At 31.6% G+C, this 21,117-nt stretch carries 24 protein-coding genes; 5 read left to right on the top strand and 19 right to left on the bottom strand.

Features of this window, described 5'->3' with window-relative positions:
- Window position 1 precedes the first annotated feature (1 nt).
- The 5 genes from AC5SLN_RS01880 to AC5SLN_RS01860 form a co-directional block, all read right to left on the bottom strand.
- The gene (locus tag AC5SLN_RS01880; protein WP_006997120.1) at window positions 2-1,507 is read right to left on the bottom strand and encodes an ABC transporter permease; all 1,506 of its coding nucleotides are present in this window, start codon (window positions 1,505-1,507) and stop codon (window positions 2-4) included.
- Window positions 1,500-2,549: a quaternary amine ABC transporter ATP-binding protein gene (locus tag AC5SLN_RS01875; protein WP_006997121.1), complete on the bottom strand. Its 1,050-nt coding sequence runs from the start codon at window positions 2,547-2,549 to the stop codon at window positions 1,500-1,502. The genes AC5SLN_RS01880 and AC5SLN_RS01875 overlap by 8 nt, the downstream gene beginning before the upstream one ends.
- 82 nt (window positions 2,550-2,631) lie before the next feature.
- Window positions 2,632-3,594 (bottom strand): ABC transporter substrate-binding protein, encoded by a 963-nt coding sequence (locus tag AC5SLN_RS01870; protein WP_494593834.1) that lies wholly within the window; start codon window positions 3,592-3,594, stop codon window positions 2,632-2,634.
- A 101-nt stretch (window positions 3,595-3,695) separates the two neighbouring features.
- Entirely contained in the window at window positions 3,696-5,177 is a 1,482-nt protein-coding gene (locus tag AC5SLN_RS01865; protein WP_494593832.1) for an aldehyde dehydrogenase, read from the bottom strand.
- A gap of 45 nt (window positions 5,178-5,222) precedes the next feature.
- Window positions 5,223-5,633 carry a VOC family protein gene (locus AC5SLN_RS01860; RefSeq protein ID WP_494577153.1) on the bottom strand — a complete coding sequence of 137 codons (411 nt, stop codon included), beginning with the start codon at window positions 5,631-5,633 and terminating at the stop codon, window positions 5,223-5,225.
- Window positions 5,634-5,707: 74 nt separating this feature from the next.
- Here AC5SLN_RS01860 and epsC point away from each other — a divergent pair, with 74 nt between their 5' ends.
- The 5 genes from epsC to AC5SLN_RS01835 are packed head-to-tail and all read left to right on the top strand — an operon-like array spanning window position 5,708 to window position 8,231.
- On the top strand, window positions 5,708-6,286 hold the full coding sequence (epsC, locus tag AC5SLN_RS01855) for a serine O-acetyltransferase EpsC (protein WP_494593830.1): 579 nt from the start codon (window positions 5,708-5,710) through the stop codon (window positions 6,284-6,286).
- Window positions 6,286-7,290, top strand: a complete 1,005-nt coding sequence (locus tag AC5SLN_RS01850) for a cysteine synthase A (RefSeq protein ID WP_494593828.1) — start codon at window positions 6,286-6,288, stop codon at window positions 7,288-7,290. The genes epsC and AC5SLN_RS01850 overlap by 1 nt, the downstream gene beginning before the upstream one ends.
- 14 nt (window positions 7,291-7,304) lie before the next feature.
- Window positions 7,305-7,514: a hypothetical protein gene (locus AC5SLN_RS01845; RefSeq protein WP_006997128.1), complete on the top strand. Its 210-nt coding sequence runs from the start codon at window positions 7,305-7,307 to the stop codon at window positions 7,512-7,514.
- Between the two features lie 49 nt (window positions 7,515-7,563).
- Window positions 7,564-7,899, top strand: a complete 336-nt coding sequence (locus AC5SLN_RS01840) for a DMT family transporter (RefSeq protein WP_494593826.1) — start codon at window positions 7,564-7,566, stop codon at window positions 7,897-7,899.
- On the top strand, window positions 7,899-8,231 hold the full coding sequence (locus AC5SLN_RS01835; protein WP_006997130.1) for a DMT family transporter: 333 nt from the start codon (window positions 7,899-7,901) through the stop codon (window positions 8,229-8,231). Before AC5SLN_RS01840 ends, AC5SLN_RS01835 begins: the two co-directional genes overlap by 1 nt.
- 336 nt (window positions 8,232-8,567) lie before the next feature.
- Here AC5SLN_RS01835 and AC5SLN_RS01830 read toward each other — a convergent pair whose 3' ends face one another.
- From AC5SLN_RS01830 to AC5SLN_RS01765, 14 genes are all read right to left on the bottom strand, one after another.
- On the bottom strand, window positions 8,568-8,912 hold the full coding sequence (locus AC5SLN_RS01830; protein ID WP_494593824.1) for a DUF952 domain-containing protein: 345 nt from the start codon (window positions 8,910-8,912) through the stop codon (window positions 8,568-8,570).
- Between the two features lie 221 nt (window positions 8,913-9,133).
- Complete coding sequence (locus tag AC5SLN_RS01825) at window positions 9,134-9,703, bottom strand: DUF924 family protein (protein WP_494593822.1); 570 nt, start codon at window positions 9,701-9,703, stop codon at window positions 9,134-9,136.
- Window positions 9,704-10,510, bottom strand: coding sequence for an inositol monophosphatase family protein (locus AC5SLN_RS01820; protein ID WP_494593820.1), 807 nt, complete (start codon window positions 10,508-10,510; stop codon window positions 9,704-9,706).
- On the bottom strand, window positions 10,510-11,091 hold the full coding sequence (locus tag AC5SLN_RS01815; RefSeq protein WP_494593818.1) for an FMN-dependent NADH-azoreductase: 582 nt from the start codon (window positions 11,089-11,091) through the stop codon (window positions 10,510-10,512). Before AC5SLN_RS01815 ends, AC5SLN_RS01820 begins: the two co-directional genes overlap by 1 nt.
- A 23-nt stretch (window positions 11,092-11,114) precedes the next feature.
- Window positions 11,115-11,822 carry a cytochrome c biogenesis CcdA family protein gene (locus tag AC5SLN_RS01810; RefSeq protein WP_494593816.1) on the bottom strand — a complete coding sequence of 236 codons (708 nt, stop codon included), beginning with the start codon at window positions 11,820-11,822 and terminating at the stop codon, window positions 11,115-11,117.
- 6 nt (window positions 11,823-11,828) lie between these two features.
- Complete coding sequence (locus tag AC5SLN_RS01805; RefSeq protein WP_494593814.1) at window positions 11,829-12,671, bottom strand: fumarylacetoacetate hydrolase family protein; 843 nt, start codon at window positions 12,669-12,671, stop codon at window positions 11,829-11,831.
- On the bottom strand, window positions 12,668-13,537 hold the full coding sequence (locus tag AC5SLN_RS01800; protein WP_494593812.1) for an NAD(P)-dependent oxidoreductase: 870 nt from the start codon (window positions 13,535-13,537) through the stop codon (window positions 12,668-12,670). Before AC5SLN_RS01800 ends, AC5SLN_RS01805 begins: the two co-directional genes overlap by 4 nt.
- A gap of 17 nt (window positions 13,538-13,554) precedes the next feature.
- Complete coding sequence (locus AC5SLN_RS01795; RefSeq protein WP_494593810.1) at window positions 13,555-14,664, bottom strand: ABC transporter ATP-binding protein; 1,110 nt, start codon at window positions 14,662-14,664, stop codon at window positions 13,555-13,557.
- A gap of 1 nt (window position 14,665) precedes the next feature.
- Window positions 14,666-15,523 carry a carbohydrate ABC transporter permease gene (locus AC5SLN_RS01790; RefSeq protein WP_018413992.1) on the bottom strand — a complete coding sequence of 286 codons (858 nt, stop codon included), beginning with the start codon at window positions 15,521-15,523 and terminating at the stop codon, window positions 14,666-14,668.
- Window positions 15,513-16,388, bottom strand: coding sequence for a carbohydrate ABC transporter permease (locus AC5SLN_RS01785; RefSeq protein ID WP_018413991.1), 876 nt, complete (start codon window positions 16,386-16,388; stop codon window positions 15,513-15,515). Before AC5SLN_RS01785 ends, AC5SLN_RS01790 begins: the two co-directional genes overlap by 11 nt.
- A gap of 63 nt (window positions 16,389-16,451) precedes the next feature.
- Window positions 16,452-17,711, bottom strand: a complete 1,260-nt coding sequence (locus tag AC5SLN_RS01780) for an ABC transporter substrate-binding protein (protein WP_494593808.1) — start codon at window positions 17,709-17,711, stop codon at window positions 16,452-16,454.
- Window positions 17,712-17,901: 190 nt separating this feature from the next.
- Complete coding sequence (locus tag AC5SLN_RS01775; RefSeq protein WP_494593806.1) at window positions 17,902-18,804, bottom strand: ROK family protein; 903 nt, start codon at window positions 18,802-18,804, stop codon at window positions 17,902-17,904.
- 5 nt (window positions 18,805-18,809) lie between these two features.
- Window positions 18,810-20,252, bottom strand: coding sequence for an NAD-dependent succinate-semialdehyde dehydrogenase (locus tag AC5SLN_RS01770; protein WP_494593804.1), 1,443 nt, complete (start codon window positions 20,250-20,252; stop codon window positions 18,810-18,812).
- Between the two features lie 22 nt (window positions 20,253-20,274).
- The gene (locus AC5SLN_RS01765) at window positions 20,275-21,108 is read right to left on the bottom strand and encodes a phytanoyl-CoA dioxygenase family protein (protein WP_494593802.1); all 834 of its coding nucleotides are present in this window, start codon (window positions 21,106-21,108) and stop codon (window positions 20,275-20,277) included.
- Between the last annotated feature and the right edge of the window lie 9 nt (window positions 21,109-21,117).

Here is a 21,117-nt window from a genome sequence, read left to right as displayed (position 1 = left end):
ATTAAACTCTTTTTTTACCCTGAACAACTCTATCAAGTATTAATGCAACAAATAAAATAGCTATACCCGCAAGTATACCTTGTCCAACATTAGCATATTGCAATGCCTCGAGAACATCTTGACCTAATCCTTTTGCACCGATTAGAGATGCTACAACTACCATGGCTAAACTTAACATTACTGTTTGGTTCACACCTGCCAAAATTGAAGGTGTAGCTAATGGCAGATCTACTTTTCTCAGCAAATACCATTTAGTTGCACCGTATGCGATAGCAGCTTCTCGAATTGTTTCTGGCACTCCACGTAACCCTAAAACTGTAAGTCTTACAACAGGTGTACCACCAAAGATCATTGTAATAATTACTGCTGCAACCTTTCCAGTTCCAAAAAATGCTATTACTGGAATCATAAATACAAAGGCTGGCATTGTTTGCATGAAATCCATTATCGGTCTAATTAATGAATAAAATCTTTGTCGTCTTGCACAGAAAATTCCAAGCGGAATTCCAATTGCTATACTTAAAACTGCAGCAGTTCCTAATAAGGCAAGTGTAGTCATTGCTTTAACCCAGAAACCTAAAAAACCCATATAACATAAAAATCCTGTAGAATAAATTGCAGCCCTGGGTCCTGCTGATAACCCAGTTAAAGTTACAATTGCAGTTATAATTACAATCCAAGGAGTTTTAACAAACAATAATTCTAAGAAATCTAATACGGACCTAATACCAATTGTTATAGCTGTAAAAATTAAATCTCCTTTAACAACAGCATAATCAAAAACAATTTCTATCCATTTAATTGAAAATAATCTTATTTCAGGATGTGTTGGGAACGTATCCATTATCTGAAGTAAGCCCGGAAAACTGTAATGGATAACGGTAAAAATCATTATAACAGAGGTAAAAACACCACTTAAAATGTAATTTTTCATCTGCATCCCTGGATGAATAGATTTATCAGATAACCATTCAGAATATTTCTTTTCTAAAATTGAATTTGCCAAAACACCCTGAACAATTTTAACTCCTATCAATAAAATAAAACCAAAAATTGCTATCCAAATTGCTGAAGCTTCTATTCTCGTAATTTCATCTAAATAACCCTGCATAGCATCCTCTAAGGATTTTATGTTTCTTTCAAAGACATCAATTTTGTCTGGATTATTTTCTATCGCAGCTTCTAATTGTTTATTTCTAAAGGCTATAGTGCTTTTTACTTGTTCAACTTTAGCAATGGCCTCTGCCGTAATATTACCAAATAAACCTCTGATTATTTGTACTACTGAAAAAGTTTCAATAATTAAAAAAGCTAAAGTCCAATTCCAAATATTACGCATTCCAAACCAAATTGGTCCAAATATGAATGCAAATAAATTAAATGAAAATGAGTAAGTAGGCTTGCTACCAATTTTTTTAAACTCTTTAATATAATAGTCTGGATTACTTTTTACAAAGTCAGTAATTAATTCATCTCTTGATGGGTTTCTGTTTGCTTTATTATCCATCACTACCCTCTACAACAGCTTTTAATAAGTCTGCCTGTGTTATTATACCAATATTTTTGTTTTCATTATTAATTACTAATATCGGCTCATCCTTAATAGAGGATTTTTCTATCAACTTATTTAGTAAATCATTTTCATGAACGCTTTCTAAATTTTTTGATATTAATCCAAATTCTTTTTCAAATTTCTCAACAGGCTGCATGATAGATTTTGCTTGGATAATTTTTAATCTAGATATTCCTTTTACAAAATCAGCAACATAATCATCTGCTGGTTTCATTACTATTTCTTCTGGTGTTCCTATTTGGATAACTTTTCCATCTCTCATGATAGCAATTCTATGACCCACTCTTACTGCTTCATCTAAATCATGAGTTATAAATACTGTAGTCTTTTTCATTTGTTTTGAAAGTTTGATAAATTCTGCTTGAAGCTGTCTTCTTATTAATGGGTCTAGTGCACTAAAAGGTTCATCCATTAATAAAACATCAGGATCTGCTGCTAAAGCTCTTGCTAATCCTACTCTTTGTTGCATTCCACCTGAAAGTTCATGGGCAAATTTATTTCCCCAACCTTGAAGTTCCACAATATCTAAAATCTTATTAGCAGCATCCAATCTATCATTTTTACTAATGCCTCTTATTTCAAGCGGCATTGCTATATTGTCTAAAACTGATCGGTGAGGCATTAGAGCAAAGTTTTGAAAAACCATGCCTATCTTTTTATTCCTTAAATCTTGTAAACTTTTTGGATCAAATTTCATCACATCTTCATTATCGATCAAAATTTGTCCTGAAGTAGGTTCTAGTAATCTATTAATATGTCTCACTAAAGTGGATTTACCACTCCCTGAAAGACCCATTACACAGAATATTTCTCCTTTTTTAACGTCAAAAGAGACATCTGATACACCAATTACTGAATTATATTTTTCTAAAGCTTCTTGTTTTGAAATACGATTATTTTGAATGGCATTTAATGCTTCCACAGAAGTGTTGCCAAAAATCTTCCAAACATTTTTTATTTCTATAGCAGAGTCCATCAGATCCGTTCGAAAATTTAATAATTTTTTAAAGAAATATACCCGGCAACAAATTTGGTTGCCGGGTAAAATTTAGTTTAACTTAAAGGCCTAACCAACCATCAACTTTAGACTTATTGTTTTTCATCCATGTTCTAGCAACATCAGCTGGATCTTTTTTCTCAACTGAAATTTGAAAAGCCATTAATGAAACATCGTCTGCTGACAATTGAAAGTTCTTAAAGAAATCAACAATCGCTGGTGACTTTGCTTCTAAAGAAGTTCCCCAACCGATTTGGATTTGCTTAAGAGCATCTTTTGATGCAACATAAGATTTTTTGTACCAATCAGCATCTTCTTTAGGCTGAACCATTTTGTATTTTGCTTCATCGAACTTAGGTTCAGTTAACATAACTACATCAGCCATTCCCCAAATTGCATGTGGCTTGTAACAATAAAATGCATAACCTTCACTTTTTTTAATAGAGTCAAGTACTCTTGCATTTTTTACAGCTTCAGCAGCTCTGATTGCTTCAATGCCTGCATCGTATAAACCGTAATCTCTAAGTTTTACTTGGTTTACATTTGCAGAAGCCCATCCATCAGCACCAATCCAAAACTCACCTTTACCATTTCCGTCACTGTCCATTGCTTTAACAACTTCTGGTCTAGCTAAGTCTTCAATTGCTGTAATATTCATTTTTTTAGCAAATTGTTGAGACACACAATATCCTTGGTTTCCTTCGTAAGGTTTTGAACTTAACTTAAGAGTTCCTTTAGGAACTAGATCGTTAGTATAAGCCTGTTGATTAGGTAGCCAGATATCAGGGTGAACTTCTATCTCACCTTTGCTTCTATCAATTGCCGCGTAGATTGCAGTATTATTTCCTGGAACTAATTCTGCTTCTCCACCCATTTTGTCATTAACAACTGCTGCTAATAAATTTGCAATAGCTGTTGCACCTGTCCAACCTGGATCTCCAATTTTAACTTTCTCAGCAAGCACTGAAAAAGTAGCAAATAAAGAAATTAAACCAGCTACAAGTGTAGTTTTTATTATTTTCATTATATCCCTCTCGATTAATTTAAAAAAACTAGCATAACTTAAAACTTTTGAGCAAGTCAAAGAAAATTATCTACTTATAATCCCTAATATTATTTATCTTTTTATGAATGACTAATCCAAATAGTCTTGGTTTGAAGGTATTGGTCCAGAGCTTCTGTACCTTGATCTCTACTTAAAGATCCAGATTGTCTGTATCCACCAAAGGGCGTTTTAATATCTCCTTCAGAAAAAGTATTAACAGAGACAGTTCCACAAGGTAAACTTTTAGCCATATGAAAAGCTCTATCTATATCTTGAGTAAAAACACTTGCGTGCAACCCATACTTTGAATTACTTGCAATTTTCAAAGCTTCTTCATCACTATTGATTGTAAGAACACCAAGTACTGGTCCGAAAATTTCTTCTTGGGCAATAGTCATATTCTCTTTTAAATCATCAAAAAGAGTTGGTTTTGCAAAAAAACCTTTTTGATCTTTACTTGAAACTCCTCCAAATAATAGTTTAGCACCTTCATCAACTCCTTTTTGAATGTACCCATCAACAGTTGCTAGATGTTTTTTAGAAATCATTGATCCCATATTAGAGCTTGGATCTAAAGGATCTCCTACTTTAAGATCTTTTACTTTTTTGGAAACTTTATCTAAAAATTCATCTTTAACTTTAGTGTGAATTATTTGCCTCATATTTGCAGAGCAGTTCTGTCCACCATTCCAAAAGGCAGAATTAATTGCATTATCAATTAAATTATCTGTAATCTTTGCATCTTCTAAAACGATGAACGGACTTTTACCACCCATCTCTAAACCAATTGTCTTTAAATTACTTTCACCAGAATATTTCATGAACAGTCCTCCAACTTCTGTTGAGCCAGTAAATGAAACTGCATCAACATCATTGTGTCTACCAAGTACTTCACCAACATCTCCAAAGCCAGGTAATACATTTAAAACTCCATCTGGAATACCTGCTTCTTTAGCAATTTGAGCAACTCTAATTGCAGTTAAAGGTGTGTCTTCTGCTGGTTTAATTATAACTGAACAACCTGCAGCTAACGCTGGTGCCATTTTCCAAACTGCCATCATTAAAGGGAAGTTCCATGGAACAACTCCAGCAACAACACCAATTGGTTCTTTAACAATTAAACTAGTTAACGATGGTTCTGTTGGTCCAACTTTACCAAATACTTTATCTATTAATTCTCCATACCACTGGAAATGCATTGGCGCGTCATTTGCAACTTCATTAATACAATCTCCAATTAATTTTCCACTATCCACACATTCAAGAACTGAATTTTCTTCACCAGTTTGTCTTAATAATTCTGCAAATTTCAGTAAGACATCTTTCCTAAACTCTGGAGATGTTCTGGACCAAATTCCACTATTAAAAGCTTTTCTTGAAACTTTAACTGCTAGATCAACATCTTTATGATTACATTTTGAAACTGCACAAAGGACTTCGCCTGTTGCAGGGTTTATATTTTCAAATTTTTCGCTATCAATGGCATCTACATATTTACCATTAATAAAAGCTCTGCCTTCAAATTTTAAATTTTTAGCTATAGTTTTGTAATCTACAGTCATTTTATAGATTTAAAGATATTCTAAAGATTGATTTTAGTAAAGAAGCTATTCTGGATTTGCAGTCAATGTTTTAATCTCTAAGATGTTTTCATTAGGATCTTTAACAAAGAATGTTTCTTGTTCATACTTCGTGCCTTTAAACCTTAAATAAGGCTCATCATAATATTTTGTATTGTTGTCTGTTAATCTCTTTTTTAATGAATTAAAATTTTCTCTAGATAAATGTACACCGAAATGAGGAACAGAAACGTTACCCATATCAACATCATGTCTTTCGCTTTCAAGTTTATGCTCGCTTGCGTGAAGAGTTAATTCATTTCCCCAAAAATCTACATCTGCCCATTCTTGAGCTGAGTTATCTAATCTGCACCCTAATATTTCACTGTAAAAATGTTTTGCTTTCTCTAAATCGCCACAAGGTATTGCTAAATGAAAACAGTTGGTGTTTTTGTACATAGATTTTCCTCTTTAAATTACTTATTTAAAGCTTATATAAACCACTATAAATTTATAATCAACATTAGCAAATAATGAACGACTTTTTACAATCTATAATTGATAGAGATCCTGCGGCAAAATCTAAACTAAGTATAATTTTAACTTACCCAGGCGTTAAAGCAGTTTTTTTTCACAGAATTGCAAATTTTTTTCACCTTGCTAAGTTTCATTTAGTAGCAAGAATAATTTCACAACTATCAAGATTTTTAACCGGAATTGAAATTCACCCAGGTGCTAAAATTGGAAAAAATTTATTTATTGACCATGGTATGGGTGTTGTAATTGGTGAAACTTCAGAAATTGGAAATAATGTAACTATTTATCATATGGCAACATTAGGTGGTATTGCTCCAAGTATTAATTCAAATAATCAAAGAGAAGTTAAAAGACATCCAACATTAAGTGATTGTGTGGTTGTTGGTTCAGGTGCACAAATTTTAGGACCTGTAATGGTTGGTACTCATGCTAAAATTGGAGCTAACGCCGTTGTAACTAAAGATGTTCCTGAGAATGCAGTAATGGTTGGAATACCCGCTAAAAATGTTGGAACAGCAACTGAAGAATTTAAACCTTATGCGGTAGAAGAGGTAGATAAAAATACTTCAAGCTAATGAAAAATATTCAAGACAACTTTATTTCTGGAATAGGCAATACTCCTTTAATCAAGCTTAGAGCTGCATCAGAAATAACTGGTTGTAATATTTATGGTAAAGCAGAATTTATGAACCCTGGTGGTTCTGTAAAAGACAGAGCGGCACTTGCTTTAATTAGAGATGCAGAGACCAAAAAATTAATCTCTAAAGGTGGAACAATTGTTGAAGGTACTGCTGGTAATACTGGTATTGGCTTATGTCTACTTGGTAATTCACTTGGTTATAAGACAATCATAGTAATGAATGATAATCAAACTCAAGAAAAGAAAGATCTTCTTAGAAATATTGGTGCTGATTTAAGACTAGTTCCAGCTAAACCTTATAAAGATGATGCTAATTTTGTAAAAGTTGCAGCAAAACTTGCTGATGAATTAAGACCTTCAAATAATAATGGAGTTGTTTGGGCTAATCAGTTTGACAATGTTGCAAATGCTAAAGGTCATTATGAAGGAACAGGACAAGAAATTTGGGATCAAACTGAAGGTAAAGTTGATGGTTTTGTATGTTCATCTGGAACAGGTGGAACGATTTCAGGAGTAAGTAACGCTCTTAAAGAAAAGAATAAAGATATAAAAATATTTCTATCTGATCCAAAAGGCTCTGCTCTTTACAATTATATAAAAAATGGAGAATTAAAATCTGAAGGTGGTTCAATTACTGAAGGAATTGGCTCAAGTAGAGTAACAAAGAATTTTGAAAATGCTAAAATTGATGATGCTTATTCAATTGATGACCATGAAGCACTACCAATACTTTATGATCTAATTCAAAATGAAGGTTTAAGCCTTGGTACTAGTTGTGGAATTAATATTGCTGGTGCAATTAGATTAGGTAAAGAGCTTGGTCCTAGAAAAACTATTGTAACAATTCTTTGTGATAAAAGTGATAAGTACGCTACTAAAATGTTTAACAAATCTTTTCTTGAAGAAAAAGGATTGCCTTTTCCTAATTGGATTGATTAAATTTAAATAAAATTATGACTGGTCAAAGACGTTGGTTAAAAATTTGGGCAAGAACTGTTGGAATGCCAATAGGTATTAATGACAAAGATAAACCTGAATTTTTACCTATAAAACAAACCGATGTTAAAAAAGCATTAGCTTTTAGAACATTTTGGATAGCGCTTCATGTATTAACTTGCCTATTAATTATTGCTGGTAACGGCCGTGTAATGGGTTGGTGGTAATATCTAAATAATTATATATCTCTAACAATATTTCATTTAAGATAATTAGATGAATCTTACTGGCGGCTACATATTTCTAGTGTTAGCAATAACACTTGGTATTTCATCCAATGGTTTCTTAAAAGCTACAGAAGGCTTTACAAATATTTATCCTACTATTTTTTGCATTATTACAATTGTTGCATGTATCTTTTGTTTATCTAAGGCAATGACCATTATACCCGTTGGCTTTACTTACGCTACTTACGGGGGGCTCACTATTACAGCTGTAACAATCTTTGGTGTTGTAAAATACAATCAAACACCAAACCTTTATGCTGTTCTTGGAATATCTTTAATTATTATTGGTGTTATATTATTAAACACAATGGGAAAAACTAATTAATGAATATGACAACTTCCTACTTATTTCTAGCTTTAGCAGTAGTACTAGGTGTTGCTTCAAATAGTTTTGCAAAAAGTGCTGAAGGTTTTACTCTACTTGTTCCAAGTATTATTACGGCAATTACTATAGTTTTGTGCATGTATGCCTTATCAATGGTGATGAAAAATATTCCAATGGGAATTACTTACGCATCATTTGCGGGTCTTGCGATTATCTCAACTGTAGGTGTTGGCATAATCAAATATAATCAAGTTCCAAATCTTTATTCGATAGTTGGTTTATGTTTTATTATTGTGGGTGTACTAATGGTAAATCTTTTAGGTAATAATTAATAAAATTATTTAAATAAAATTAGTTAGAAGAGTTTCTAAAATTATCGAAATCCTACAGTTTTGCTAGGTTGCATTCAATAAATATATTTAACATAAAGTGAAATAAATATTTTGAATAGAGTATTCAAAAATGCTAATATATGAATATCAATAAAGGAGGATGATTATGAATTTATCACCACCTGACACATAACTGGTGTGATTAAATAATCAAAGACTAGATAAGACCATAGAAAATAAAAAATCTATTATTATAGATTTTAGCGTAAACCGCTGACTTATAGGGGAACTCTTTTGGAGTTTACCGAAAGGGTGACCCCCTTAAAAAAAAAGCGGTCAAAAAATATCCGGCAACACATGATTGCCTTCATCATCTAAAGTAATATCAAATTCATCTACTACATTAGAAATATCTAGCGACGAATATAAATGTGGAAACATAGTTCCATCTGATGCTTGCTCCCAAACTAAATGATCTAATTTTAAAGTATCGACCTTTAATAAAATTAAATCATTTTGATTTTTGTAAAACTTTTGAAGAGTTCCGGCAACCTGATCATCACCTGAAAAATGAATATAACCATCTTCTAAATCTTTTTTAGAACCAGTTAATTGACCTTTACTTTTAGCTTCTTGCCACTCAGATTTGGTGCATATTTTATAAACAAACTTAAAGTTCATTCAAAATTTATATTATTCAGGAGGGATATTGACAATAAGAAACTTCCCTCAAAAGAGGGAAGTTAATATTAACTATCTAATAGAGAGAGAAGATAATGTTAATTTTTTTTAATTTTATGGGCTCCTTATAGATAGTAAATTTCAATATTAAAATGACTATTTGTCACTAGTGGAATGCAAATATTGAATATTTTATTTTATCTGTTCACTTAGTGAACGATTTACCAGGATGAGTTTGGTTGACCTAGGAACTCTATTTCCTCAGGAGTAGATTTTCTATCTAACACTATGTTTCGATGGGGATATCTATGAAATTTTTTAATTGCTAATGTGTGATATTTCCAAGATTTTTTTATAGAAACTAAATCTGGATGATCTTTTAAATATTTATCGAGTAAATAGTAGGCCATATCATGATCTGTTATCTCCTCACTATGAATGAGTGGTAGTAGCATAAATAATCGTTGATCCTGATCCATGTCATCTAAAAATCCAGCATAAACAGAATCATTAACTATTAATCTTGCTTTATGGTCCTGACTAAAAGCTTTTGAGTCGTCTCTAAACATGTTTCTTGAAAATTGATCAAACAAAATAACTAGTGCTAAGCTTCCCAATGGAGTGTCTTGCCAATCATCATATTCATTTGTACTTGCTAATTCAAAGTCTTTTAAAAAAAATTTCTTAATAGAGACATCAAGTTTTTCATCTCTTTTAAATCTTTTTTCAATTGGAGTTTCTCTAAACCAGAAATCAATTATTTCTTGAGCTTTGGTAGGTACTACAGACATTTATTTAGAAACTGGTTTTAAAAGTTTAAGCATTTTATTATGTATTAATTGATTTGCAGATACTAAAATATTTCCTGCATTAACTGCATCTCTATTGCCCCAAGTGGTTACAACTCCACCTGCTGCTTTTATAATTGGCATTAATGGATGAATGTCCCAAATTTTATTAGTTGCTTGAAATACAACGTCAATTTTTCCCTCACAAAAATGAGAATAACTTAATGCATCCGCTGTTGGAAATTGCATTAATTTTAAAACTTTTGGTATTTTCATTTGCTGCTTAAGGCTAACTGCACCATGAAAAGCACCTGCAACTTTTATTTTAGAAAAAGAGACATCTTTTGAAACAGAAATTTTTATTCTTTTTTTATTCTCAAAAACATAGGCTTTTTTGTTGTTAATGTTTAAATAATATTTATTCAAAATCGGAAAATTTGCTAAACCTACAACAGGATTACCTTTGAAATTAAGAGAAATTAAATTGCTCCATGTGGGGTTACCTATTACAAATGATCTTGTTCCATCAATTGGATCTATCACCCATGTAAAGTCACTAGTTGATTTTTTATGGCCAAACTCTTCACCTATAACTTGATGACTTGGAAATTTTTTTTTAATTTTTAATCTAATAAATTTTTCAAATGCTTTGTCAGCTGTTGTAACAGGATCATACCCTTTGCCTTTAAGCTTATTAGATGTCACAAAAGATTTATTAAGTTTTGAGTAATAAAATTTATTTAAATTCTTTGCTAAAGTATTTAAAAAGTTCGAATATAGCTTGTACTCTTTCACACTTAATAAACTCATTATATTATGTTCTCAATTTGACTTTCTGCTTCTTTAATTGATTTTTCATAATCTATAGCCAATTGATCCGCAGCAATAATATCTATTTTTTTTATACCAAAAAAATTTAAAACATGAGTTAGCCAAGGTGTTAAAAAATCATCCTTACTATTGATTTTTGTGCCACCAGAAGTGATTATGAGATAAACCTGTTTGTCTTCAAGCAAACCTACCCTGCTTCCGTCTTCATTATATTTAAATGTCTCTTTAACTCTTGCTGCTAGATCCGCCCAGGCTTTTAGTGTTGCTGGTGGGCCAAAATTATAAATTGGCACAGAAATTATAATTATGTCGCTTTCTTTTAACTCCATGACTAGTTTATCTGACATTTCAAACATTTTCTTATGTTGCTCTGTTTGCTCACCATCAGGGATTTTCATTCCTGACTCAGTTAAATTAGAAATAAAGATCATTTCGTCATTAAGGTCTCGGTAAACAACCTCATCTTCTGGCTTTTTAATTTTGTCCAATAATTTTTTTGCTAAAGCTCTTGAGGTAGAACCTTCTTTTCTAGCGCTGGTGTCAATTTGATATATTTTCATGAATTAATTATCTTTAGTAGTTTCTAACCGAAATTTTGTAAAAATGGTAAATAATTTAGAATATAATAGCCAAGAACTTGTAATTGGTTTGTTAAAATTAAAATTCCTGTAATTAAAAGTATTATACCCCCTCCTTTTGTAACCAAATTAATATTTCTTTTGAAATTTTTGGAAAATAGTAAAAACTTTTGCATCAAATAACCTGATAGAACAAAAGGTATCGCTAATCCAAGTGAGTAAAAACTTAACAGTAAAATTGCTTTATAAATAGTTTCTTCAGTAGAAGCTAAAGCAAGAATTGATCCTAAAATAGGGCCAATACATGGTGTCCATCCAAAGCCAAATGCCATTCCAACAATAAATACAAAGAAAATATTATTTGATTTTTTTGTATAAAATTTCTTTTCAACATTAAGAAATTTAATATTTAAAACACCAATTAATTGAAGAGAGAATATAATTATTATAATTCCTGCAATAGTTCTTAAAATTTGAGAATTTTGTAAAAGAATTTGTCCTAAGAAAGAAGCAGTTGCACCAAAGACAATGAATACAAAAGAAAAACCTAATGAAAAAACTATCAACGGCAATAAATCTATTTTCTTTTTTTCTAAAATTTCATTTAATGTACTACCAGTAATAAATGAAACATAACCAGGTATTAGTGGTAAGACGCATGGAGATAAAAAGCTAATTAACCCTGCGCCAAATGCAATAAATAATTCTAACATTAAATATTATTCAGCTAACACTTTTAAGTTTTGTCTTCCAAGATTATCAATTGATAGCTCCATGTTATCACCATCTTTTAAAAAAACAGGAGGACTCATGCCAAGACCAACACCAGGAGGAGTTCCTGTTGTAACTATATCACCAGGCATTAACGTTATAAAACTTGTAATATGAGCGACCAAGAAGTTAAAATTGAAAATCATCTGATTAGTGTTACCTGTTTGATGTCTGTGACCATTAACATCTAGCATTAAATTCAAATTATTAATGTCTTGAATTTCATCTTTAGTTACTAAATATGGACCTAAAGGTCCAAATGTATCACCAGATTTACCCTTTACCCACTGACCTCCTTTTTCTTTTTGCCATTCACGCTCACTAATATCGTTACAAATACAGTATCCAAAAATATAATCTTGTGCATCCTTTTCTAAAACTCTTTTTGCTTTTTTTCCAATCACAAAAGCAATTTCAACTTCATGATCTAATTTTTTTGAAGTCTTGGGGATGATTACATTGTCGTTTGGTCCAATTATAGAATGAACAGACTTATTAAATAGAACTGGGTTTTCAGGTGTTTTCGCACCAGTTTCTTTTGCATGTTCCACATAATTTAAACCAATTGCAAAAAAGTTTCCAGGTTTAGAAATACAAGATCCTATTCTTTCACTTTGATTTATTTCTTCCAAGCTCTCAAGACTCATGTTTTTAATCTTTTCTAAATTTTCAAAATTAATACTTTCAGGATTTAAGTCTTTAATAATCGATGATAGATTTCTATATTTTCCATCCTTATCTAATACTACAGGAATTTCTTGACCTTCTTTTCCAATTCTTAAAAATTTCATTTTTTATTTATTTTTTCAATCGCATTATATAAAGAGCTATGATCTGTATTACCATGACCATCAGCTACTAGATCATTATACATTTCTTTAATTAAACTAGAAATAGGCAGATGAGTTTCAACTGCTTTTCCTGCGTTAATAATATTTGTCATATCTTTTAACTGTGTTGTGGTTTTTCCTTTTGGTGTAAAATCTTTATCAATCATTCTTTTTCCGTGTGTTTGTAATATTTTACTGTCTGCCCATCCTCCTGATAAAGCTTCAATCATTTTATTTGGATTGGTTCCAGACTTTTCACATAATGTAACAGCTTCTGCAACTGCTCCAATAGTAACACCTACAATAATTTGATTTGCTAGTTTTGAAATTTGGCCAGAAGACACGGGGCCTACTAATGTTGGGTTACCCATTTTTTTTAACAGCTCATAGCAATTTTTAAAAGTTTCTTCATCACCACCAACCATTATAGCTAAAGTTGCCTCTTCTGCCCCAATAGTTCCACCCGAAACTGGAGCATCTAAATAATTTATTTTTTTTTCTTTTAATTTTTTTGAATATTTTACGGTCAAAACTGGATTAACCGAACTCATATCAATAACAGTAGCTCCTTCTTTTATATTAGAAATAAATTCATCACTGCCCATTACTTTTTCAACAGCATTATCGTCCGTAAGCATAGTGATAATTATGTCAGAATTTGTGACAACGTCTTTAATGGATGCAGATATTTCTGCTCCAAATTCTTTTAGTCTATCTGCTTTATCTTGAGATCTATTATAGGCTTTTAAATTATAACCAGATTTAAGAAGGTTTTTTGCCATGGGAAAACCCATGAGTCCAATTCCAATAAACGCAATACTTTTCATTTTATTGATTATATAACTTATATTCTCTGTTTGGTATCTTTATCAAAAATAGAAATATTATTTAAATCAATAAACAGTGTCATTTCTTTATCAATCTCAACATCTATTGAAGAAGCAAATTTACCCAATAGTTCCTGCCCCAAATAGCTAAAAGTAATTATTTGTTCATGACCAACATATTCATGTAATTCAGTTTTAACTTTAATTTCAGCAAAATTTTCATCTTTTGCCACTCTAGCAGCATGAGTTTTTTTTAAAAAAATATGTTCTGGCCTTATACCGAATAAAACTGCAGAATTATTTTGTAATTCTTTATTGTGATTAAAATTTATAGTCTCATTTTCACTAGCATTATCAGGTAAGAATGAAATCAATTTATTATTTGATGTCAAAGAACCTTTAATAAAATTCATTGATGGAGAACCTACAAAGTCAGCAACAAACACACTACTAGGTTTATTATAAATATTTTTTGGAGTATCAAATTGTTCAATTTTACCATTATTCATTATTGCAATTTTTGTTCCCAAGCTCATAGCTTCAGTTTGATCATGCGTAACATAAACCATAGTCGTTTTTAAATTCTTATGTAGTTTCTTAATTTCTCTGCGCATCTCGATCCTAAGTTTTGCATCTAGATTTGAAAGTGGCTCATCAAACAAAAAGATTTTAGGCTCTCTAACTAATGCTCTTCCCATGGCTACTCTTTGCCTTTGTCCTCCAGAAAGTTGCGCTGGTTTTCTATCTAACAATTCGGTAATCTTAAGTAATTCTGCTATTTTGTTTAATGATTGATTAATTTTTTCTTTGGAAATTTTTCTTTGTTTTAAACCAAATGTAATATTATCTTTGACGCTCATTGCTGGGTAAAGAGCATAAGACTGAAACACAAAAGCTATATCTCGCTCACTAGGCTCCATTTTGTTTACTATTTGGTTGTCTATTAATATTTCTCCCACACTAGATTCTTCAAGACCAGCAATAGTATTTAACAACGTAGATTTCCCACAACCAGATGGGCCCAATAATACGAGAAAGTCACCTTCTTCAACGTTTAAATTTATTCCCTTTAAAACCTCTGTTTGTTTAAATCTTTTTTCTAAATTATTAATATTTAACGTTGCCATGTTATCCTTTCACTGACCCTGCTGTTAGTCCTTTAATAAAGTAATTACCTGCTAAGACATATATTATTAAAGTTGGTAATGCAGCCATAATTGCTGCTGCCATATCAACATTATAATATTTTACAGAGGCCGATGTTAATACCATATTATTTAACGCTACTTGAAGCGGTGCATTTTCACCAAAGGAAAAAGTCACACCAAATAAAAAATCATTCCAAATTTGTGTAAATTGAAAAATAATTGTCACTACTAAGATTGGTAATGATACAGGTAACAATATTTTAAAAAAAATTTTAAAAAAACCTGCTCCATCAACTTTAGCAGCTCTAATAATCTCATCTGATATTGAAACATAATAATTTCTAAAAAACAAAGTCGTGAACCCTAAGCCATACACAGTGTGAACAAGTATTAAACCAAATGGTGAATTTGATATTCCAAGAAAACCCAAGGTTCTAGCCATGGGAAGAAGTATTGCTTGATAAGGAATAAAAGTGCCAAAAAGAAATAGTAAAAATATTAAATTTGCACCTTTAAATTTCCATTTTGTTAAAGCATATCCATTTAGAGCTCCTAGAAATGTTGAAATTATTAGAGCAGGTATAGCTATTTTAAGTGAATTAAAAAAATATGGTTTTAAAAAAACATCACTAGTTCCTTCACCTCTACCAGCCCATGCAATTTTCCAAGATTCAAAATTAATACTGTTTGGCAAACTAAATAAGTTACCTTCTCTTATTTCGTTCATTGTCTTTAATGAAGTAACAATCATTACATACAAAGGGGTGATATAATAAAAGACAAATACTCCTAAAACTAAAAAAAGAAAAATACGAGATACTTTTTTTTTATTTAGCATCTTGCTCCCTTCTTAATTCTGAATAAAGATACGGTACAATTATTGCTGAAACTGTAGCAAACATCATAATTGCACTAGCAGATGCAAGTCCAACCTCACTTCTTCCAAAAGCCATTTTTGTCATAAATACTGCTGGCATATCTGAAGAAATTCCTGGGCCACCAGCAGTTAAGGCAATTACCAGGTCATAACTTTTAATTGATAAATGAACTAAAATTACAATTGCACTCATAAACACTGGTCGCATCATGGGTAAAACAATTTTTATATAAATTGAAAAAGTGCTAGCACCATCAACTTTTGCGGCTTTTATAACTTCGTCATCTATAGATCTTAAGCCTGCTAAAAAAATAGCCATTATAAATCCTGATGATTGCCAAACTCCTGCAATTACAATTGTGTAAATAGACATTCCTGGGGTAACCAACCAATCAAATTGAAAGTTTTCAAATCCAATTTGGTGTGCAAATTTTTCAATCCCCATTGTAGGGTTTAAAATCCATTTCCATGCAGTGCCCGTTACAATAAAAGATAATGCCATTGGATAAAGATAAATAGTTTTTATAACTCCTTCTGATCTAATTTTTTGATCTAAAAAAATTGAAAGAATGACACCAATAAAAATACATAAAATAATAAACAAACTTGTAAAAATAAATAAATTTTCAACGGCTATATGCCAACGTGGCATTTGCCATAACCGAACATATTGGTGAATTCCCCAAAATTCATAATTAGGTAATAGTTTTGATTTAGTAAGTGATATATAGAAAGTCCACCCAATAAAACCATATACAAACCAAAGTATAACTGCAAAAGATGGTGCAACTACAATTTTAGGTAAATTCTTTTTTAACCAATACATTATAAATAAATAATCTGTGCCACTAACTTAGTGACACAGATTTTAATTGTTTTAACTTTAAAATTACAAAGACGCTTTAACAGCTGCTGCTAGTTTCATTGCAGCATCTTTTGAAGACATGTTTGAGTTAAAGTGTTCAGTTACAACATCAGTTATTGCACCAGACTGAGCTCCTTTTAGAGCCATTCCATGAGCATAACTAGGCATTAAACCACCAGCTTTACTAGCTGCATTCAAGTCTGAATTTGATTTTTTTGCACAATCATCAAAGTCAGCCATTGAAACATCTAATCTTGCAGGTATTGAGCCTTTATACATGTTAAAAACTTTTTGAAAGTTTTTACCCATGATCAAACTTGCTAGTAACTTTTGACCTTCTAATTTATCAGCTCCTTTAACATTGTAGAATACAAAAGAATCTACATTATAAAGGTATCCATTATTTGATGGTGTTGGTGAACAAAGATAATCTTTTCCAGGTGTTAAACCTTTTGCAGAAAATTCTCCTTTTGCCCAGTCACCCATAATTTGAAAAGCAGCTTTGCCGTCCATAACCATACCAGTTGCAACGTTCCAATCTCTTCCTGGTGAACCTGCATCAGTGTATCCTTTAAGTTTTCTCATTTGGTCAAATATCTTAACCATAGTTGAACCACTTAAAGCTTTTGGGTCTAAATCTATAAAAGCTTTTTTATAGAAATCATTTCCACCTATTCCTAAAGCAACAGCCTCAAAAACAGTAGCATCTTGCCAAGGCTGACCACCATGAGCAAATGGAATTATACCTGCAGCTTGTAGTTTGTCTGCTGCAGCATTAAATTGCTTCCAAGTAGTAGGCATTTTAATTCCATTAGAATCTAAAACACTTTTGTTAGCCCAAAACCAATCAATTCTGTGAATGTTAACTGGAGCAGCACAATATTGTGTAAAATTATTACACTTCATATGTTGTGCAACTTGTTTGCTTACTAAATTGTCCCAACCCTCAGCTTTTGCAACGGAGTCGATGTTGTAAGGTTTGATAACACCTTGATCATCATATTCTTGAATTGCAGGTCCTTTAACTTGTGCAGCTGCAGGTGAGTCACCAGCAACAATACGAGCTTTTAAAGTTTGCATAGCAGCATCTCCACCACCACCTGCAACAGGCATATCAGTCCAAACACCACCTTTTGCAGCAAAGTCAGCTTTTAAAACACTCAATGCTTTTGCTTCTCCACCAGATGTCCACCAGTGAAGCACTTCAGCTTTAGGTCCAGCAAATGAAATATTTGGAACTAAAGAAATTGCAAATAATGCAATTAATACTTTTTTTATTTTCATATTTTTCCTTTTGGTTAATTTAAATAAATTAAATATTTGATAAGAATTTGTACAAATAAAACCTTTAAATAGTAAGTGGTAATTGAACACACAACTTATAATTGTTTTAACACTTTTTAATAATTGATATTGATTTAATTGTTAATATTTTATTATAAAAAAACAGAAAATCACTTTTCACGAGAATTAACTAATAATTACTTTTTCTACCCAATCTAGCAGCTCCTCTAACACCACTAGCATCACCATATTTAGGTTTAAGAAAAACTCCTTCGTATTCTCTTCCAATAACATATTTTTTTACTAGATTTTGAACCTCAGGAAAAAAATCAATTGAGTTAGAGACACCTCCACCAAAAACAAATGCATCAGGATCCATTATATTTATAATGGTTGCTAATGACATTGCTAAATTAATTTTAAATTGATCAATAAATTTTTCAGCATCTATATCATGTCTAGAGTTAAGTTGAAAAATGTCTTTAGTTTTTAAATTTGTTTTATATTTTTTATTATATTTTTTTGCTAAACCTATCCCTGAAATAAAACTTTCTATCTCAGACTCTCTTAGGTTCGATGTTTCAAGGTTTTCTTTTTTAGCAGCCATATATGGTAGTTGATTATGACCCCATTCTCCTGCAATACCATTTGGTCCAGATACAATTTGTTTATCTATAACAAGCCCTCCTCCAGCACCTGATCCTAGAATAATACCATAAACAATTTTATAATTTTTTCCCGAACCATCAATTGCTTCTGATAATGCAAAACAATTACCATCGTTTTCACAAAAAACCTCTCTTCCTAAAGCTTCATGTAAATCTTTTTGAAATGGTTTTTTTTCAATCCATATACAATTAGGTGCATTTTTAACAAGACCACTTTGTGGTGAATGAACACCTGGATGACAAACACCCACTTGAAGAGTTTGTGATATTTTTTTTTCTAATTCTAAAGAGGTGTTTTTTATTAATTTGATAATTTCGTTATAATCTTTTGGGCAGCCTCTTCTTTCTCTAAAGTGTTCAGCGCCTTCTCTATCTAAAACTACACTTTCAATCTTCGTTGCACCAACATCAAACCCTATCTGCATTTCATTTAGCCTTTAATGCCCATGTGAGTATATTTAACATTTAGATAATCTTTGATAGCCATTGATCCACCTTCTCTTCCGTATCCACTCTGTTTTATACCACCAAATGGTGCCTCAGCAACCGCAACAACTCCTGTATTAACTGCTACAGATCCAGTTTCTAATTTTTCTGATGCCAGATTAGCTGTTTCCATTGAATTAGTACAAACATAACTACATAAACCAAGGTCATTATCGTTAGCTCTTTCAATGACTTCATCAAAAGATTTAAATGACAACATTGGAACTAATGGTCCAAATGGTTCTTGTTTCATAATAGTAAAATCATCTTTTACATCATCAAAAACTGTTGGCTCATAATAAAAACCTTTATTAAAGCCTGCTGGTCTTTTTCCACCTAATAAAACTTTAGCACCTTCTTGTTTAGTTTTTTCAACTAATTCCTCAACTTCATTTAATCTTTTTTGAGTAGTTAATGGACCTAATTGAGTGTCTGGATCCATTCCATTTCCAATTTTTAACTTTTTAGTTCTCTCAATAAATAAATTAATAAATTCTTCTTTTTTTGATTCATGAATATAAAATCTATTAGGAGAAATACAAACTTGTCCATTATTTCTAAATTTTGCAGCAATAGCCATATCAGCTGCTTTTTTAACATCAGCATCATCAAAAACTATAAAAGGAGAATGACCACTTAACTCCATTGTTACTCTTTGAACTTTATCAGCAGCTTGTTTTAAAATTAATTTTCCAACTCTTAAAGATCCAGTAATTGAAATTTTTTTAACTATATCTGATTGAATTAATTGAGAGGCTATGCTTGGTGGATCGCCTGATAAAAGATTAACTGCTCCTGGTGGAACCCCACACTCTCTACAAATATCAACCAACTCCATTACTACACCAGGTGTAATTGTATCAGGTTTAATAATTACCGAACACCCTGCAGCCAGTGCAGTAGATATTTTTCTAGCTGCTAAAATAAGTGGAAAATTCCAAGGCGATAATGCTGCTACAACTCCAACTGGTTGATAATAAACATGAACTCTTGTGTCTTCAAATCTACTTTCAATAGTTTGTCCAAAAATTCTTTTTGTCTCTTCAGCATTCCATTCAAAAATGTCTGCTGCTCCGTTTGTTTCACCAACACCTTCTGCTAAAGGTTTTCCATTTTCTAAAGTCATCCATTTAGCTAATAAATCTTTTTTCTCTCGCAGTTTATCTGCTATACGTCTAAGAATATAAGATCTGTCCCAGGGTGTTGTTTTTTTCCAGATTTGTAATCCTTTTTCAGCTGACTTTAATGCTTTATCAACATCAACAGATGTTGCTTTAGAAGCATGACCTAAAATTTCCTCTGTTGCTGGATTGATAACCTCATAAGTTCCCTTGTCTGCTGAAGGAGACCAGTTACCATCAATAAATTGTCCAAATTTTTCGTACATGATTTATAAATTTTTACTACTTTTATCCTAAAGACCAAAGTTTTGGAAACATTATACCTTCTAATTTATCACCATTTTTATAGCCATTAGCTTCCATAATAGACCTTTCCTCTCTTGCCCATTCTCCCCTATAAATAATCTGCGAATTTTCTTTTGCCATTCTTAATGTGTAACGATGTATATCTCTATTTGGTATAACGGTATCTAATCCTCCATGTAATGTTCTAATATCGAAATAAATACAATCCCCAATATCTAGATCCCACTGCAAAAACTCATAATCATTTTTATTTTTTAATATATCGGGAGTTAATTCATATTTTTTTCCATTAACAATCCCTGGTTCACCATCAACTTCATGGCCGTCATTAAACCGCGTTCTTAGGAATAATTTATCCCACAAATGAGAACCTTTAACCCATGCTATACCATCCTCTTTTTTTATTGGTTCAAGTGGTATCCACAAAACACACATAGATCCTTCAAAATCAAAATATGATATATCGTGATGAAAAGGGGGTAATGATTTTGACCCTGCTTCTCTAAAAAACCAATTATCCATTACTAAATTAATTTTTTTTGCTTCCAAAAGTTCTGCTGCAATTTTTGCAGTAGGAGATTTAAACACGAAATCTCTAAATTCTTCATGCAAATCCCAAGTCCAAAAATCCTCATAATATCCAGGTTGATTTTGATCTTTAGTATGATTTACAAATCGAGGACTAGGGTTTTCTTTAGCTTTATTAATCCCTGTTTTTAACCTGTCAATCCATGCGTTATCAAATTTACTCTTGATTAAGACAGCTCCGTCTTTTTTAAATAGATCCAGTTCTGATTTGGTAATAATTTTGCTCATATATTATTA

It is taken from the genome of Candidatus Pelagibacter sp. PS_31 (genome assembly GCF_059417865.1).
The sequence above is the reverse complement of the archived record's forward strand: the minus strand, read 5'-3'. Positions and strand labels throughout refer to the sequence as shown.